Genomic DNA, 14,350 nt, shown 5'->3' on the forward strand with positions numbered 1-14,350 from the left:
CACGGTCACCGAGCCCGAGACGCCGGCGTCGGTGCTACCAGTAGTCCCGGTCCGGCAGCTCGACCCATACGTCCGCGCGCCCGTCGACGGAGCGCGAGTCCGTCGGGCGCAGTCCCACGAAGGCGCACGCGTACGCCACCGCGTTGTAGTGGTAGAGGTAGGAGGCGAGAACCTGCTCCGGGGTGTCGTCCGGATTCGGTCCGCCGCCCGGGTGGAGGTCCCATGCCTCGGTGACCCCGTCACGGGTGATGCTGCCCTGATTGCCGCTCTTGGGGTTGGCGTACAGGCCGTAGCAGACGGTGCCGGCGGACAGCCGCTCCAGGACACCCGGCTGTGACGGCCCGTATCCCCACGGCTGGGTGACGACGCAGCCGCCCGGTACGGTCGTCACGCCGACGACGAGCATCTCCTCGTCGAGGTCGTACGCGTACGGACTCTCGACCAGTTCGGCCAGTTCCTCGCCCGCGACCGGCGTCGCCTCCAGGCGTCGTATCGCCTCTTCGGCGTCGATGCCGGCCACGCACGCCAGCCCCATTCCGTCGAAGTGCTCGCGGCCCAGCGCGGTGACGAGCCGTCTTGCCTCCTGTGCCGTCGCGCGCTCCGCCTCGCTCAGCCCGCGCTCACCTTCGGGCACCACGAACAGGTCGGGTGTCGGTCCGGCCAGGCTGAGCCGCCCCGGCGACCAGCCACCGGCGACGGTCCGCCAGGGGTCGGCTCCGGCGGCGGCGAGGACGCGCGCGTTGTCCGGCCGGTCGCACAGGACGGCTTCCCACAGCGCGGTCCCTCCCCCCTGGCTCGCGTCCACGTCCGCGACGCGCCGAACCAGCTCAGCGACGACCTCCGGTGAGCCGAAGGCCGCGGCCCGGTGCAGGGGCCGCCCGCCACGCCAGTTCTCCGGATCAGCCCCCTCATCGAGGCACCGCTTGACGTCGGCGTGGTTCTCCCAGCCCGCCCAGCCCACGCTGTCCCAGTCGCCGCTCCGACCTGTCACGATGCCCCCTCCGGCGCCGATCCGGGCGGCTGTCCCCCCACCCGTACGAACACCATCGCAGACGGGTCCGACAACGTGCCGCCGTAGCCGTCGCGGATCGCGACGAGTACGCGTTCACCCGAAACGTCACGGTGGGGTCAGAGGAGTCAGAGGGGCTGGAGCCGGCGGTGCAGGAGGCAGAACTCGTTGCCTTCCGGGTCGGCCAGGACGTGCCAGTTCTCGGTGCCGTCCTGGCCGACGTCGACCGGCCTCGCGCCGAGTGCGAGCAGCCGCTCCAGCTCGGCGTCCTGGTCGCGGTCGGTGGCGTTGACGTCGATGTGCAGCGGGAGCTTCCCGGTCCGCGGATCGCTGCTCGGGCTGAGAACGAGGGTGGGCTGCGGGCCGCCGAATCCCACGTCCGGCGGCCCGATCTCGATGCTTCCGTCCGCCTCCCGGCCGAGTTCGACGTAGCCGAGGACCTCGCTCCAGAACGCGGCGAGCCGCTCGGGGTCGGCGACGTCGATGACCAGTTCACTGATGCGGCATGCCATGCCCGCGAGTGTAAATCGGCGACGGCCCCAGGCCCCGAATGCCTAGCCGTTGTGCCGGATCAGCGAGTCCACCAGCCCCGCCCGTGTCTCAGGGAAGTCCAGCGGCACGATGCCCAGCCCGCGCCAGCCCGCACCCTCCGACCCGTCGAGCAGCGAGTGCACCTGCGGGTTCAGCCGGTCGGAGTTCCAGCGGGGCGGCAGCAGCGCGGCCGTGCTGACGAAGTTGATGAACTGCTTGCCCGGCTGCTGCGCCGCCTTGCGGAAGTGGGCCTCGATCTTGGGGTACTTGGCGCCCGGCTCGGCCTGGTAGTCGTCCTGGATGTCGAACAGCCCGCCGTCCCCGTACCGCACACCGGGCAGCCCGCCGTTGTCCGCGAGCAGCACGACCTTGCCGCGCGCCTGGCCGAGCGTCGGCAGGCCGCTGTCGAGCCGGAAGAGGGAACGCCAGCCCTTGCCGTCCAGATAGGTGTCGAAGATCCGCCGGAACTCCGCGTCGCTCACCGTCGAGTACTCCTGCTTGACCCGCATCAGCACGGTCTCGGAGGGGTGCGCCTGGAGGAAGTCGCGGCACGCGGTGAGGACGTCGTCGAAGTTGAGGTTCTGGTAGAACGCGGCGTGGTGGATCGGGAAGGCGTTCTCGAACGCCCGGCACCGTACGTCGAGGAACCGCACCCCGGTGTTCAACTGCTGGCCGATGGTGGTCCCTTGGCACGCGACGTACAGACCGCCGCTGCGCGCACCGGAGTTGTGCGTGCCGGGAAGGGTGAGGCGCTGTACGGGGGTGGAGTCGCCGATCCCGGCGAGCCAGTCGGAGGGGGCGAGCGCGCGCCTCGTCCTGGTGGGCCCGGCCGCCGCCGCTGTCGCGGAGCCCGCACCGACGAGCGCGGTGGCGGAGAGCGCGAGAGCCCCGGCGAGGATCCCTCTGCGCCCAAGTCCAGTACTGGTGGGGGGAGTTGTGCCGCTGTCTGTGACCATGGGGCGAATTATGACGTGCACGCATCACGCACGAACAGGGCCCGGCGACGCCGCGAAACTCACATCCACGGGTGCGGCTTCTTGACCCTCACGTCGCGTGAGGCCGGAGGGTGGGGCACATGAGCGACTACTACAACGCGTTCGAGACGAGTCCCGTGCCTGCTCCCGGCCCGGACGCCGTGCCGCCGGAGCCGTTCCGCGGCATCTACGGAATGCCCGCGTTCGCGACGATCCCCACGAGCGATTTGACGGCGTCGGTGGACTTCTGGATTCGTGGGCTCGGGTTCTTCGAGCTGTTCGGCATCCCCGGCCGGGTTGTGCATCTGCGCCGGTGGGCCTTCCAGGACGTGCTCCTCGTCCCGGCGGAGAGCGTTCCGGAGCAGGCGCCGGCGATCAGCCTCAGTTTCGCGTGCGTGCTCAGCCAGGTCGATTCCCTTGTCGAGGGCTGCCGTGCGCTGCGCCCGAACTCGGTCGACGGTCCACGCGACACTCCCTGGAACACCCGCGACGTGGCGGTGATCACCCCCGAGAACGCCCGGATCGTCTTCACCGCGGCGAAGCCCTTCGATCCGGACAGCCAGGAGGCGCGGAACCTCGCGGCGGTCGGGATCACGCCGCCTGCCGTCGGTCGCGGCGACAATGAGGACCATGCCTGATGCCACTGACGCCGACGGCCTGACCGTCGGTCAGGTCTCGTCGCGTCTGGGCGTGACGGTCCGCGCGCTGCACCACTGGGACGAGATCGCTCTGGCGCGACCGTCGTTGCGTACGGCTGCCGGATACCGGCTCTACACCGCCGGGGATCTGGAACGCCTGCACCGCATCGTCGTCTACCGCGAGATCGGTCTCGGCCTGGACAGGATTCGGACCGTCCTGGACGACTCGACCGCGGACGTGCCCGGCGCGTTGCGCGCGCAGCGCACACAAGTCGCCGAACGGATCGAACGCCTCCGGCAACTCGGCGCCGGACTGGACCGGATGATGGACGCCCACGAGCGCGGTCTGCTGCTGACCGTCGAGCAGCAGGCCGCGATCTTCGGCCCCAAATGGAATCCGGACTGGCCCGCCGAAGCCCGTGAGCGCTACGGAGACACGACGCAGTGGCTTCAGTACGCCGAACGCTCGGCCTCTCGCGGTCCGCAGGAGTGGCGGACCGTCGCCGACGCCGTCGCCGGTCTCGACCACGACCTCGGGGATGCGATGGACGCCGGCGTCACACCTGGCAGCCCGGAGGCGAATCAACTCGTGGAGCGGCACCGCGAAGTCTTCGCCTCGTACTTCCCCCTGACCAGGCAGATGCAGGTCTGTCTCGGCCGCAGATACGAGACCGAACCGGCGTTCGCCGCCCACTACGACGGCGTCCGCGCCGGCCTTGCCTCGTGGTTCCGCCGAATCATCGACGCCAGTGCGCGCGCCCACGGCATCGACCCGGACACCGCGACCTGGCGGTAGAGCGCGGGCCGGGAGCCGACCGGCCCGCGACCAAGTGCGGCCGGACAGGCCCTAGGAGGGTCCGGCGGGGTCGTGGGTGATCAGGTCTCCCGGCTGGCACTGGAGGACATCGCAGATCCTCGACAGGGTGGAGAAGCGGATCGCCTTGGCCCGGCCGTTCTTGAGCACGGACAGGTTGACGACGGTGATGCCCACTCGCGCGGACAGCTCGGTGAGCGTCATGCCGCGCTCGGCGAGGATCCGGTCGAGGTGGATCCTGATCGTGTGGAGTTCCTCTTCGGGCATCAGATGGTCCCTTCGAGGTCCTCTCGCATCCGCACTCCCTCGCCCATTATCTTCCCAAGGATCACCGCGGCGAGACCGGCGAGGACGAGCACCAGTGGCCCGGTGACCGTCGGCCCGGATCCCACGATCGGCGCCATGCTCCCGACGAGCCAGGACTGCGACCACCCGACGACGAGACCCGCCAGCGGCGTACCCACGGCGACGAACCAGCCGAGAACGGTGAGCCGTTGGGCAACCGCGTCGGTGAACGGCCCTTGCGACAGGACGGTCTTCAGCAGCCGGGAGAAGAGCAGCAGCGCGAGGGAGCCGAAGAGCAGCCAGGGCAGTTCGTGCCCGAGGTCGGCGGCGCGCTGTCCCACGGAGGGGCTGTCCTGGCAGAGGGTCGCGGTACTGCTGAACGCGTTGACGCCGTCGCCGAAGGGCAGGTCGTCCGCCAGGTTGGCATTGCGCCAGAAGTCCGTCTGCACGCAGACCGCGCCGTCGTCGAGCATGTGCGTGGCTCCCGTACCGAGGAAGGCGAGCCCGCAGAGCACCGCCAGCGCGTAGGTCACCGAGGCCAGGATCCCCGTGAGTCGCGTGTTCATCGCATCCCCCTCCTATCGATTTTCGATATGGCCAACGTAGCGGCACATATCGATATTCGACAAGTCCGGGGCCCGCCCGCCGCGCTCGGCGCGCGGCGGACCCCAGGCGTACCGCTGTCAGCGCGGGCTGCCGGTCACGCTTGCCGCCGTCGTCCGCCGCGGCGACCGAGGGCGTGTCCCGCGGGTGACGGAACGGAACGCGTCGGTGAGCGCGCGCACATCGACGCGGATGGCGCGGATGGCCTCGGCCGGGTTGGGCATCGAGCAGCGCGAGATGTGGGTGCGGCTGTCGGCGTCGAGCACATGCTCGACGCCATCCGCCGAGCTCGATTAATCAAGTTTGACTAGTGCCCACAGTGGGCATACGCTTCGAGCGAGCGATCTAGTCAAGCTTGATCAATGAAGCACGGGAGACAGAGTATGCCCCTTCTGCCCGACACCGGTTACACCCCCACCCAGGACGAACTCGCCTCCGTCGAGGCGTGGTTCGCCGCGTACGACGCCCACAGCGCCAAACGGGACATCGCGCGGATGGCGGACCTCGCCGTCTTTCCGCTGAATCTCGTCAGCGACAACACGGCCGGCGAGGGGGCCTCGGCCCAGTGGGACAGGGAGCAGTTCATCGGGACGATGACACACGTGATGGGCGAGGGCGGGGACGGGGACCTCACGTTCGACTCCGTCCGTACGCCCGTCTTCCTCAGCTCCGCGATGGTCGTCGTCTTCACCGACTCCACGATGACGACGGCCACTGGCGAGACCCAACAGCTGCGCTACGCCGATGTGTTGATCAAGAGGAACGGGGAGTGGGCGTTCCAGACGATGATCCAGGGCGGCTGGGGCGACAACCTCAGCTGAGGAGCGTGGCGAGTTCACCCAGGACCCGGGCCGCCGGCGCCGGGTCGGTCAGCCACTTCAGATGGCTGCCCGGGAGGGTGCGGACGTCGTACGGGTTGTCCGGCGTCAGCTCGTCACCCTCGCGGATCAGCCGGTCCTGGAGGGCGAGCGGCAGGCTCGTGTCGTCCGCCAGGCGGATGTACGTCCTCGGGATACGGCCCCAAGTCGCCGCCTGCGCGCGGTCGTTCGAAGTGCCGACGTCCAGGTTCTCGTCGGGCTGGAAGGTGTTGAGGAAGGCCAGGAACTCGTCGTCGGTGCCGTCGGCGAGGAAGGCCGCCTTGAACGCCGCGAGGGCGTCCGGGTTCCCGGTGCGGAAGTTGGTGCGGAGCAGGCCGAGTTCGGCGGGGTTTCCGGCGATCGCCAGGGCCAGGGAGGCGACGTCGACCGTGGCCATCTCCGGCTCGGCGTAGTAGTCGCCGACGTCGAGAGCGACCGGGCACCAGGCCGACACGTAGACGATGCGGTCGATCAGGTCGGGCCGCGCGTTGGCCGCGGCGGTGGCGGTGACGCCGCCGCGGCTGTGCGAGACGAGGACAACGGGGCCGTTCCGCTTGGCCCGTTCAAGAATTCCGATCAGGTGCGCCGCGTTGTCGGCGAGCGTGACGCCCTTGATCGCGCCGGGCGCTGTGGCGAGCCCCGCCAGATCCTGCGGGGCCTGATAGGCGCGGGTGAAGGTCGCCGCGAAACCGTGGCCCGGCAGGTCGACGGCGACCGAACGGTGCCCGAGGAGGCCGAGTTCGGCCTGGAGCGGTGCGAAGGAGAAGGAGTTCGCGAAGGCTCCGTGGACCAGTACGAACGTCGGCTGCATCTGTCGGCTGCTCACTTTCACGCGGTCGGGTGCGGGGTCCTGAGGTCGGCGTGCGGACAGGTGTCCGAAGCTCAACGGCCCACACTATCCAGCGGTTCGGCCTCGCTCGCGAGTGCGTGCTGCCGGGTGGGACTTCACTCGCGGCCCGTCCGGCGGTCGCGGACAAGCGCGGCGGCGAGGGCCGCGTCCGTGTCGGCGTTCGCCAGGTCGGCGTTGATGTGTGCCCCGGCCATGGCGCCGGCCGCGGCCGATGCTCCGACCTGGGCGGCCGGGTCGGTGGCGTTGCCCGCCACCCACACGCCCCGGACGGAGGTGGTGCCCGCCGGGCCGGTCGCGAAGTGGCGGCCCATACCGCCCGGCAGATCCTCCGTCGGCAGCCTCAGACCGTCGAGGCCGTCGGTGCGTGCCCGCATCGTGGTCGCGACCGCGATGACCCGGCGGGGAACGGTCTGACCGTCGCTCAGCCGCACGCCCTCGATGCCGCCGCCGTCGCCGCCCTCACCGCCGTCGGTGGATTCGACCGATGCCACGGGGGTGTCCACGACGCGGATGCCTCGGGCGGCGAAGCGCGCGCGGGTGTCCTCGTCCAGCTCGGTGCCGCGAGTGAAGTAGACCAGGTCGTCGGTCAACTGCCGGAACAGCAGCGCGTGATGGACGGAGGCCGGGCCCACGGCCAGGATCCCGATGGGTTCGTCGCGCACCTCCCAGCCGTGGCAGTACGGGCAGTGCACCACGCCGTGCCCCCAGTGCCGGGCCAGCCCGGGAACGTCGGGCAGTACGTCACGCAACCCGGTGGCGACCAGCAGTCGGCGCGCCCGCAGTACGGTGCCGTCGGCCAGGGTCACGGCGAAGCGCGGATCGCCTTCGGCGGTCGGGTCGGCCGGGACGGCGTCCGTCACCTCGCCGGCCACGATCCGTCCCCCGTAGCCGCGCACTTCCTCGCGCCCTCGGCGCAGCAGTTCCGCCGGCGGTACGCCCTCCTGACCGAGCAGGCCGTGCACGCCCTCGGCGGGTGCGTTGCGGGGCGTACCGCTGTCGATCACGACGACCGAGCGGCGGGAGCGGGCGAGCATCAGCGCACCGTTCAGTCCGGCGGCGCCGCCGCCGATCACGACGGCGTCGTACTCGGCGTCAGCAGTCGTAGCAGTCGTAACAGTCACAGCAGTCGTCCCAGTCATGCGCATGGCCCCTCCTCGCGGTGTGCGTGCCCTGGGCGGGCCCGCACGTTCCACACTAAGCACGCTTTGCGCATGAGGCATAAGATGTTGCTCATGACGCAAGAAGACGGTGAGCTGGACAGCCTCGTACGCAAGCGGATCCGCGCTCTACGGGTGGCGCAGGGCTGGTCCCTCGACGAGCTGGCCACCCGGGCGCGGCTCAGTCCGTCCACGCTCAGCAGGATCGAGACCGGTCGGCGCCGCCTCGCCCTGGACCAGCTGGTCACCCTCGCCCGCGCCCTGGACACCTCGCTCGACCAGCTCGTCGAGACGGCCGCGGACGATGTCATCTCCAGCCCGACGATCGACGCCGCCCACCAGCAGATGCGGTGGCCCGTGCGGGCGGCGCCGGACCTGACGGTCGTACGTCAGCGGGTGACGGATCCGCCGCCCGACAACCCTGCGCGCATGCGCGCCCATCCCGGCCACGAATGGCTCGTCGTCCTCTCCGGCACCGCGGTCCTGCTGCTGGGCAACCGCCGCTTCCGGGTGGAGACCAATCAGGCCGCGGAGTTCCCCACCATGCTTCCGCATGCCATCGGCGCGGAGGGCGGCCCGTGCGAGGTCCTGGGGATCTTCGACCGCGACGCCCGGCGCGGGCACCAGGGCGGTGCGGGCGGACAGCCGTCGGATGCGCCGGACGCGCAGCGCACGCCGTAGAGCCGCTTGCCTGTTCAGCAGCTCGAAGGGCCATGTTCTTGCGCATTCGGAAAGCGGTGGCGCCGGGCGCCGTTGGTCCACTTAGCGTGCATGTCATGACACCCACACCCCACCAGCACGAGCACCAGCACCAGCACCAGCACGACGCCGACGACGACCAGGCGGAGATCCTCGACCTGGACGCGGAAGTACTCGCCGGGCACACCGCGTCCATCATCGCGTGGCTGCCCGTCGAAGCCGCCCCCCGGCACATCGTGGACCTGGGCAGCGGGACCGGAGCCGGCACGCTCGCACTGCTCAAGCGCTTCCCCGGCGCCGAGGTGACCGCCGTCGACTCATCCGCCGTCCATCTGCACCGGCTGCGCGAGAAGGCCGAGTCCGAGGGTGTGGCCGGCCAAGTGCGAACCGTTCAGGCCGATCTCGACACGGACCGGCCGGACCTCGGCACACCCGATCTCGTATGGGCGTCGGCATCCATGCACCACATGTCCGACCCCGACCGCACCCTGCGCCTCGTCCACGACACGCTCGCGCCGGGCGGGCTGTTCGCGGTCGTCGAACTGGCGGGCTTCCCGCGATTCCTGCCCGCCGACGCCCCGGAGGAGCGGCCCGGCCTCGAGGAGCGCTGCCATGCGGCACTCGACCGTCACCACGCCGAGCACATGCCGCACCGCGGCGCCGACTGGGGGCCCAAGCTGACCGCCGCGGGCTTCACCGTCGAGGGCGAGCGCACCATCACCGTGAACCTCGGCCCGCCCCACACCGAGGCGGTCGGCCGCTACGCTCTCGCCGGCCTGCGCCGCATCCGCGGCGGCGTCGCCGAAAAGCTGGCGGCCGAAGACCTGGCCGCCCTCGACCAGCTGCTCGACGCCGACAGCCCGCACGGCGTTCTCCGCCGCGACGACCTGACGGTCCGCACGGAACGCACCGTATGGGCGGCACGGGCACGGCGCGCCTGAGCGCCGTATACGGACTGACGCATCACTCCCCATTTTCCACTTGAGCAACCGTGGAAGGTAGTTTGAGGTAGCATTCATACGTATGGAGAGCGGAGAGCGTGAGCTGTACTCGGTCGGTGAGGTCGCCGAGCGGCTGGGGCTGCATGTGCGGACCGTGCGGAACTATGTGCGTGACGGGCGGCTGAAGGCCGTACGGATCGGTAAGCAGTACCGGATCAGCCGGGCGGACTTCGAGGCGCTGACCGGCCCCTCGGAGCCGGAGACCGAGGGCTCGGCGGCGGCCGAAGTCCCGCGCGGGCGGCATCTGGAGGTGTCGAGCATCGTGCAGATCGACTCGGTCGGCCCGGACGCCGCGAGCCGGCTGAGCACCTTCGTCACGGCGAGCGCGCAGTCCGCGCGGGGCCAGGCGCACTCCTTGCGCATCCAGACCGTCTACGACCAGGAGCGGGCCCGTATGAAGATCGTGATCCTCGGCAACGCCGCCGAGACCGCCGACCTGCTGAACCTGGTCGACAGTGTGCTCGGGCCGGGCAACGACCTGCTGCCTTCCGAAGGATGGGAGAGCGACCGTGCCTGATCTTCTCGTGGAGCACCACGGCGTACAGGTGCTGGTCTGTGACGCGGACGGTGCCACGATCGCCACCGAGCAGGACGCGCTCGACCACCTCGTCGGCGCGGCCTTCCAGGGCGCGGAGCTGGTCGCGGTCCCGGCCGGACGGTTCGACGACCGCTTCTACGACCTCAGCAGCGGTGTCGCAGGCGCGATCCTCCAGAAGCTGGCCAACTACCGGCTCCGGCTGGCCGTCGTCGGCGACATCTCGCACCATCTGCGGACCGGGACCGCGCTGCGCGACCTCGTACGGGAGGCGAACCGGGGCCGGGACATCTGGTTCGTGACCGACCTGGACGAACTCACCACCCGGCTCGGCCCCCGCCCGTGAGCGGCGCCGGGGCCAGGCCCGACCCGCCCCGGGGTCCGTCGCGAAAATGCGGTGACCTCGGGGTGGCCGGGTTGGTAGCTTCCGGCGGATGACCACCACATCCGACGACGAACTCATCGCCACCGCTCAGGCCGTACTGAATCCGCGGAACGTGGGTGACCGGCTGTTCGGCGACGTGGCGGCCACCTTGGTCACCGAGGCGGGCAATCTGTACTCGGGCGTGTGCATCGACACCGGTTCGGGCACGGGCTTCTGCGCGGAGCACGCGGCCATCGCCGCCATGGTCACCGCCCGCGAGTACCGGATCGCGAAGGTGGTGGCCGTCTGGCGCAGCGAAGAAGGTGTCCTGCACGTACTGCCGCCGTGCGGCCGCTGCCGGGAGTTCATCCGCCAGATCGACCGGGCGAACATCGACACCGAAGTGGTCCTGGGCCGCGGCAGATCGGCAAGTCTCCGAGAACTGCTGCCCGTTCACGAATGGCCCGACCCGCTGGACTGACCCGCTGGGACTGACCGGCTGGACCGATCCGCGCGTCAGTGTTCGCCGCCGAGCCGGATGCCCGACCCCGCCAGATCCGCCCGGATCCCGTCGCGCTCCACCGTGACGTCGCGCAGCCGCAGGTCGCCCGGCGTCCGGGGCAGTTCGAAGGAGAGGGACAGCTTCTCGGACAGCTCGGGCGGTCGCAGCTTCAGCAGCGCGGTGATCAGTTCCGGGTCGACTCCGGCCTTCTCCAGCAGCCACGGGTGCTCGACGACCACGTCGACCAGATTGACCTTCATCAACTGCTTCACGAAGCGCGGCGATCCGGTCAGCTCCCGCAGCTCCTTGTCGCCGCGCAGCGCCCGGTCGACCTGGTCCTTCGGAACGCCGAGCCGGTCCACCACGGCGGGCACGGCGAGCAGCGCCTTCGCGCGGGCCGCCTCGTCGGCGATGCGCGCCGCCGCTTCAGGACGCAGGCGCAGGCCCGAGTGGGCGCGGTCCTTGCCGGGGCGGTAGGTGGCGATGCCGGCGACGTCCAGGCGCATTCCGTCGACGGTGGTGGAGACCGAGCGGGCGCCGTCGCGCCGTACGTGGGCGTCGGCCCGTACGCGTACCTCGTGGCCCGCGACGGGCAACGCGCCCGCCACCCGCACCGAGTCGCCGGCCTCGCCGGTGAACTTCACCTGGGAGGAGCCGAGTTCACGGTTGAGGTCGTCGAACGACAGCAGGACGTCCCCGTCCACGCTGCCGACGACCGCGCCCCGCACGGAGGTCGGCAGGTCACCGACGATCCGGACGTCCTCGGCCGTGGCCCGTACCTCCGCCAGCGAGACGCGGTCGGCCGCCACGTCCGGTACGGCGACGTCGACCCGGTCCAGCTTCCCGGCGGCAACCTGGGTGAGGAACGGGAAGCCGTGGATGTCGACATCGGGCCGGGTGGCCAGACCGAGCGACCGCTGGACCTGGTCGGCCGCCCTGTCCTGCGCGTACATCGCGGCGAGCCGGTCTGCCGGCAGCAAGAACGCGGCGCAGACGGCGGCGGTGAGGGTCAGCCTCACCAGAAATCCGAAGCGGCGGGGGCGGCGGCGCCGGTGGTCGGGCGGCGACCAGGAGGGGCGGCCGGGATCGTCGTCGTCCGGGGGGATGCGGTCGTACGTGGCGGGGTCGTACGCGGGGGGCCCGAGGTCCGGATCGGGCGTTGCCAGGCGGGCGAGTTCGTCGTAGGGGCTGGGGCGAAGCATCGGTCAATACGAACACGGGCGGCCGGGGCGTGGCCTGGACAGCCGCCCCACCATCACGTTATTTACGCGCGTTTGTCGGACCGGAAGCGGAGGGTCCGCACCCGGTGAGAAAGACCACAGACAAACGCCGGACAGACACCGGACGGACGCCAGACGGACGTCAGACAAACGGAGGGCGGCGGGACGGATGAACCGTCCCACCGCCCTCCGTCAGGGAGAACCGGTGACTACTTGATGACCGTGATCCGGTCGGTCGCCGGCGGCGCCAGCGGCGCCGTCGCCGTGGAGTTCGCCGCCAGGTAGGCGTTGAACAGGTCCAGGTCGGACGCGCCGACCAGCTTGTTCGCGCCCTGGCCGAGCACCGGGAAGCCGTCGCCGCCGCCGCCGAGGAACTCGTTCATCGCGACGCGGTACGTCTTCGCCGGGTCCAGCGCCGCACCGTCCAGCTTCACCGAGTCCGTGACGATCCGGGCGGCGCCCGTCTTGGTCATGTCCAGGGTGTAGGTGAAGCCCTTCGAGACCTGGAGGATCTTCGGGGACGCCTCGTTGGGGCCGCTGACCTGCTGCTGGAGCGCGGTGAGGAGCTGCGCGCCGGTGAGGTCGACGACGTTCATCATGTTGGTGAACGGCTGCACGGTGAACGCCTCGCCGTACGTCACCACACCGTCGCCCTCACTGCCGGACGCGGCGTACACGAGGTCGGAGCGGATACCGCCCGGGTTCATGAACGCGACCTGCGCGCCGCCCTTGTCGGCCGGCGCCAGACCCGCGAGCTGCGCGTCGGCGATGACGTTGCCGAGCGGCTTCTCCGGCGCGGTGGAGCCACGGCCGTTGATGTCGGCGGAGATGAAGCCCTGCGGGGCGCCCGCGATCGGCGCGGCGGTCTTGTTCCAGCGCGCGATCAGGTCGGTCATGTCCTGGGCCTTGGCCTGGTTACGGCTGACGATGTGGTTGGCCGACTTCACGCTCGTACGGACGATGTCCTTGGTCCGCAGGTCGTAGGTGAGCGTGGTGTCCGTGTAGACCTTGCCGAACGACGACGCCGAGGTCACCATGCGGTCGTTGCCCGCCGGGTCGGGGACGGTGCACGCGTACGCCTGGTGCGTGTGGCCCGTCACCAGCGCGTCGACCTTGGGCGTGATGCCCTTGGCGATGTCGACGACCGGACCCGAGATGCCGTCACCGGGGCCGGGGCTGTCGCAGTCGTAGTTGTACGAGTCGGAGGCCGGGGCCCCGCCCTCGTGGATGAGCGCGACGATCGACTTGACGCCCTGGCGGTCCAGCTCCTTGGCGTACTTGTTGACGGTCTCGATCTCGTCGTGGAACTTCAGGCCCTTGACGCCCTCGGCGGTGACGATGTTCGGGGTGCCCTCCAGGGTCACGCCGATGAAGCCGACCTTGACGCCGTTCTTCTTCCAGACGGTGTACGGCTTGAGGACCGGCTTGCCGGTCTTCTCGTACGTGGCGTTGGCCGCCAGGTAGGGGAAGTCGGCGCCCTTGAACTTCTTGCCCTTCTCGAAGCAGCCCTCCGTCGGGTGACAGCCGCCCTTCTGAAGACGGGTCAGCTCGGCGGAGCCCTCGTCGAACTCGTGGTTGCCCACGGCCGAGACGTCGAGGTCGATCTTGTTGAGCGCCTCGATGGTGGGCTCGTCGTGGAACAGCCCGGACAGCAGCGGGCTGGCGCCGACCATGTCACCGGCCGCGGCGGTGATGGAGTACGGGTTGCCCTTGCGCGCGGTGCGCAGCGAGGAGGCGAGGTACTCGACACCACCGGCGGGGACGGCCTTGACGGTGCCATCGGCCTGGATCTCGTTCACATTGCCCGCGGACCCGGCCGGCGGCTCCAGGTTCCCGTGCAGGTCGTTGAAGGACAGCAGCTGGACATCGACGGTGCGGGGCTTGGGGTGCCCGTGCCCGTGACCATGCCCCTGCGCCCCGGCGGCTGCGGGCGCGGCGGCGGCGAGTGCGCCCAGTGTGGCAAGTCCGGCTACGGCGGCGAGCACCCGCCGGGCCGCGCGATTTTTCTGCGGTGTCGCTGACATCGGTCCCCTTGTTGCTTCCGCTTGTAAGTTCCGTGTGAGGAGGAACAGCTGCGAGCGGCAGCCTAGAGTCCACGCGCGTAGAGCAACAGGGGTGTTCTGGTTACGACCTGGTTGCCAATGTCCGTCAAGGGGTGGACTGGGCGCATCACCTCTACGGCGGACATATCCGTGCGGAGCCAATTGGCCAACAAGCTGTTGGACAGTTGCCCCTGGGGCCACATCGTGGTCCACCACGGGGCGGACACCGGCCGCCCGTAAATGAGGAATCCGGAATCCGGGCGAACGCG

At 70.3% G+C, this 14,350-nt stretch carries 18 protein-coding genes; 8 read left to right on the forward strand and 10 right to left on the reverse strand.

Going from position 1 to position 14,350, the window contains the following annotated elements; genetic code table 11:
• Positions 1-34: 34 nt before the first annotated feature.
• The 3 genes from ACFWHU_RS26945 to ACFWHU_RS26955 form a co-directional block, all read right to left on the reverse strand.
• Positions 35-991 carry an ankyrin repeat domain-containing protein gene (locus ACFWHU_RS26945; RefSeq protein WP_387227835.1) on the reverse strand — a complete coding sequence of 319 codons (957 nt, stop codon included), beginning with the start codon at positions 989-991 and terminating at the stop codon, positions 35-37.
• Between the two features lie 146 nt (positions 992-1,137).
• Positions 1,138-1,521 (reverse strand): VOC family protein, encoded by a 384-nt coding sequence (locus ACFWHU_RS26950; RefSeq protein ID WP_387227837.1) that lies wholly within the window; start codon positions 1,519-1,521, stop codon positions 1,138-1,140.
• Between the two features lie 42 nt (positions 1,522-1,563).
• A complete protein-coding gene (locus tag ACFWHU_RS26955; RefSeq protein ID WP_387227839.1) occupies positions 1,564-2,496 on the reverse strand; it encodes a phosphatidylinositol-specific phospholipase C in 933 nt (310 codons plus the stop codon).
• Between the two features lie 119 nt (positions 2,497-2,615).
• Here ACFWHU_RS26955 and ACFWHU_RS26960 point away from each other — a divergent pair, with 119 nt between their 5' ends.
• On the forward strand, positions 2,616-3,152 hold the full coding sequence (locus ACFWHU_RS26960) for a VOC family protein (RefSeq protein WP_385796325.1): 537 nt from the start codon (positions 2,616-2,618) through the stop codon (positions 3,150-3,152).
• The gene (locus ACFWHU_RS26965) at positions 3,145-3,948 is read left to right on the forward strand and encodes a MerR family transcriptional regulator (protein WP_387227841.1); all 804 of its coding nucleotides are present in this window, start codon (positions 3,145-3,147) and stop codon (positions 3,946-3,948) included. The genes ACFWHU_RS26960 and ACFWHU_RS26965 overlap by 8 nt, the downstream gene beginning before the upstream one ends.
• A 51-nt stretch (positions 3,949-3,999) precedes the next feature.
• Here ACFWHU_RS26965 and ACFWHU_RS26970 read toward each other — a convergent pair whose 3' ends face one another.
• The 3 genes from ACFWHU_RS26970 to ACFWHU_RS26980 all read right to left on the reverse strand — a co-directional run bounded on the left by ACFWHU_RS26970 (position 4,000) and on the right by ACFWHU_RS26980 (position 5,120).
• Positions 4,000-4,233, reverse strand: coding sequence for a helix-turn-helix domain-containing protein (locus ACFWHU_RS26970; RefSeq protein WP_385796320.1), 234 nt, complete (start codon positions 4,231-4,233; stop codon positions 4,000-4,002).
• Positions 4,233-4,817 (reverse strand): DUF2975 domain-containing protein, encoded by a 585-nt coding sequence (locus tag ACFWHU_RS26975; protein ID WP_385796318.1) that lies wholly within the window; start codon positions 4,815-4,817, stop codon positions 4,233-4,235. Before ACFWHU_RS26975 ends, ACFWHU_RS26970 begins: the two co-directional genes overlap by 1 nt.
• A gap of 117 nt (positions 4,818-4,934) precedes the next feature.
• A complete protein-coding gene (locus ACFWHU_RS26980) occupies positions 4,935-5,120 on the reverse strand; it encodes a hypothetical protein (RefSeq protein WP_387227844.1) in 186 nt (61 codons plus the stop codon).
• A 117-nt stretch (positions 5,121-5,237) separates the two neighbouring features.
• On the opposite strand from ACFWHU_RS26980, the gene ACFWHU_RS26985 reads away from it, so the two are divergent.
• Entirely contained in the window at positions 5,238-5,675 is a 438-nt protein-coding gene (locus ACFWHU_RS26985) for a nuclear transport factor 2 family protein (RefSeq protein WP_385796314.1), read from the forward strand.
• Here the strand turns inward: ACFWHU_RS26985 and ACFWHU_RS26990 are convergent.
• Both ACFWHU_RS26990 and ACFWHU_RS26995 read right to left on the reverse strand, forming a co-directional pair.
• Positions 5,668-6,522, reverse strand: a complete 855-nt coding sequence (locus ACFWHU_RS26990; protein WP_385796631.1) for an alpha/beta hydrolase — start codon at positions 6,520-6,522, stop codon at positions 5,668-5,670. The two genes, ACFWHU_RS26985 and ACFWHU_RS26990, sit on opposite strands and share 8 nt — an antisense overlap.
• A gap of 134 nt (positions 6,523-6,656) precedes the next feature.
• Positions 6,657-7,700: an NAD(P)/FAD-dependent oxidoreductase gene (locus ACFWHU_RS26995; protein WP_387227846.1), complete on the reverse strand. Its 1,044-nt coding sequence runs from the start codon at positions 7,698-7,700 to the stop codon at positions 6,657-6,659.
• A gap of 93 nt (positions 7,701-7,793) precedes the next feature.
• Between ACFWHU_RS26995 and ACFWHU_RS27000 the strand changes: the two genes are divergently transcribed.
• From ACFWHU_RS27000 to ACFWHU_RS27020, 5 genes are all read left to right on the forward strand, one after another.
• Positions 7,794-8,399 (forward strand): helix-turn-helix domain-containing protein, encoded by a 606-nt coding sequence (locus tag ACFWHU_RS27000; protein WP_387227849.1) that lies wholly within the window; start codon positions 7,794-7,796, stop codon positions 8,397-8,399.
• 95 nt (positions 8,400-8,494) lie between these two features.
• Entirely contained in the window at positions 8,495-9,358 is an 864-nt protein-coding gene (locus tag ACFWHU_RS27005; protein ID WP_387227851.1) for a class I SAM-dependent methyltransferase, read from the forward strand.
• 82 nt (positions 9,359-9,440) lie between these two features.
• A complete protein-coding gene (locus ACFWHU_RS27010; protein WP_387227853.1) occupies positions 9,441-9,935 on the forward strand; it encodes a helix-turn-helix domain-containing protein in 495 nt (164 codons plus the stop codon).
• On the forward strand, positions 9,928-10,299 hold the full coding sequence (locus tag ACFWHU_RS27015; protein ID WP_387227855.1) for a DUF4180 domain-containing protein: 372 nt from the start codon (positions 9,928-9,930) through the stop codon (positions 10,297-10,299). Before ACFWHU_RS27010 ends, ACFWHU_RS27015 begins: the two co-directional genes overlap by 8 nt.
• Positions 10,300-10,387: 88 nt before the next feature.
• Positions 10,388-10,798 (forward strand): cytidine deaminase family protein, encoded by a 411-nt coding sequence (locus tag ACFWHU_RS27020; protein ID WP_387227857.1) that lies wholly within the window; start codon positions 10,388-10,390, stop codon positions 10,796-10,798.
• A 35-nt stretch (positions 10,799-10,833) separates the two neighbouring features.
• Here the strand turns inward: ACFWHU_RS27020 and ACFWHU_RS27025 are convergent, their stop codons facing one another.
• Together ACFWHU_RS27025 and ACFWHU_RS27030 are read right to left on the reverse strand one after the other, a co-directional pair.
• Positions 10,834-12,021 carry a DUF2993 domain-containing protein gene (locus ACFWHU_RS27025; protein WP_387227859.1) on the reverse strand — a complete coding sequence of 396 codons (1,188 nt, stop codon included), beginning with the start codon at positions 12,019-12,021 and terminating at the stop codon, positions 10,834-10,836.
• A gap of 227 nt (positions 12,022-12,248) precedes the next feature.
• On the reverse strand, positions 12,249-14,063 hold the full coding sequence (locus ACFWHU_RS27030; RefSeq protein WP_385796293.1) for a bifunctional metallophosphatase/5'-nucleotidase: 1,815 nt from the start codon (positions 14,061-14,063) through the stop codon (positions 12,249-12,251).
• Between the last annotated feature and the right edge of the window lie 287 nt (positions 14,064-14,350).

Origin of the sequence: Streptomyces sp. NPDC060366, assembly GCF_042725135.1 — a bacterium.
Taxonomy (GTDB): domain Bacteria; phylum Actinomycetota; class Actinomycetes; order Streptomycetales; family Streptomycetaceae; genus Streptomyces.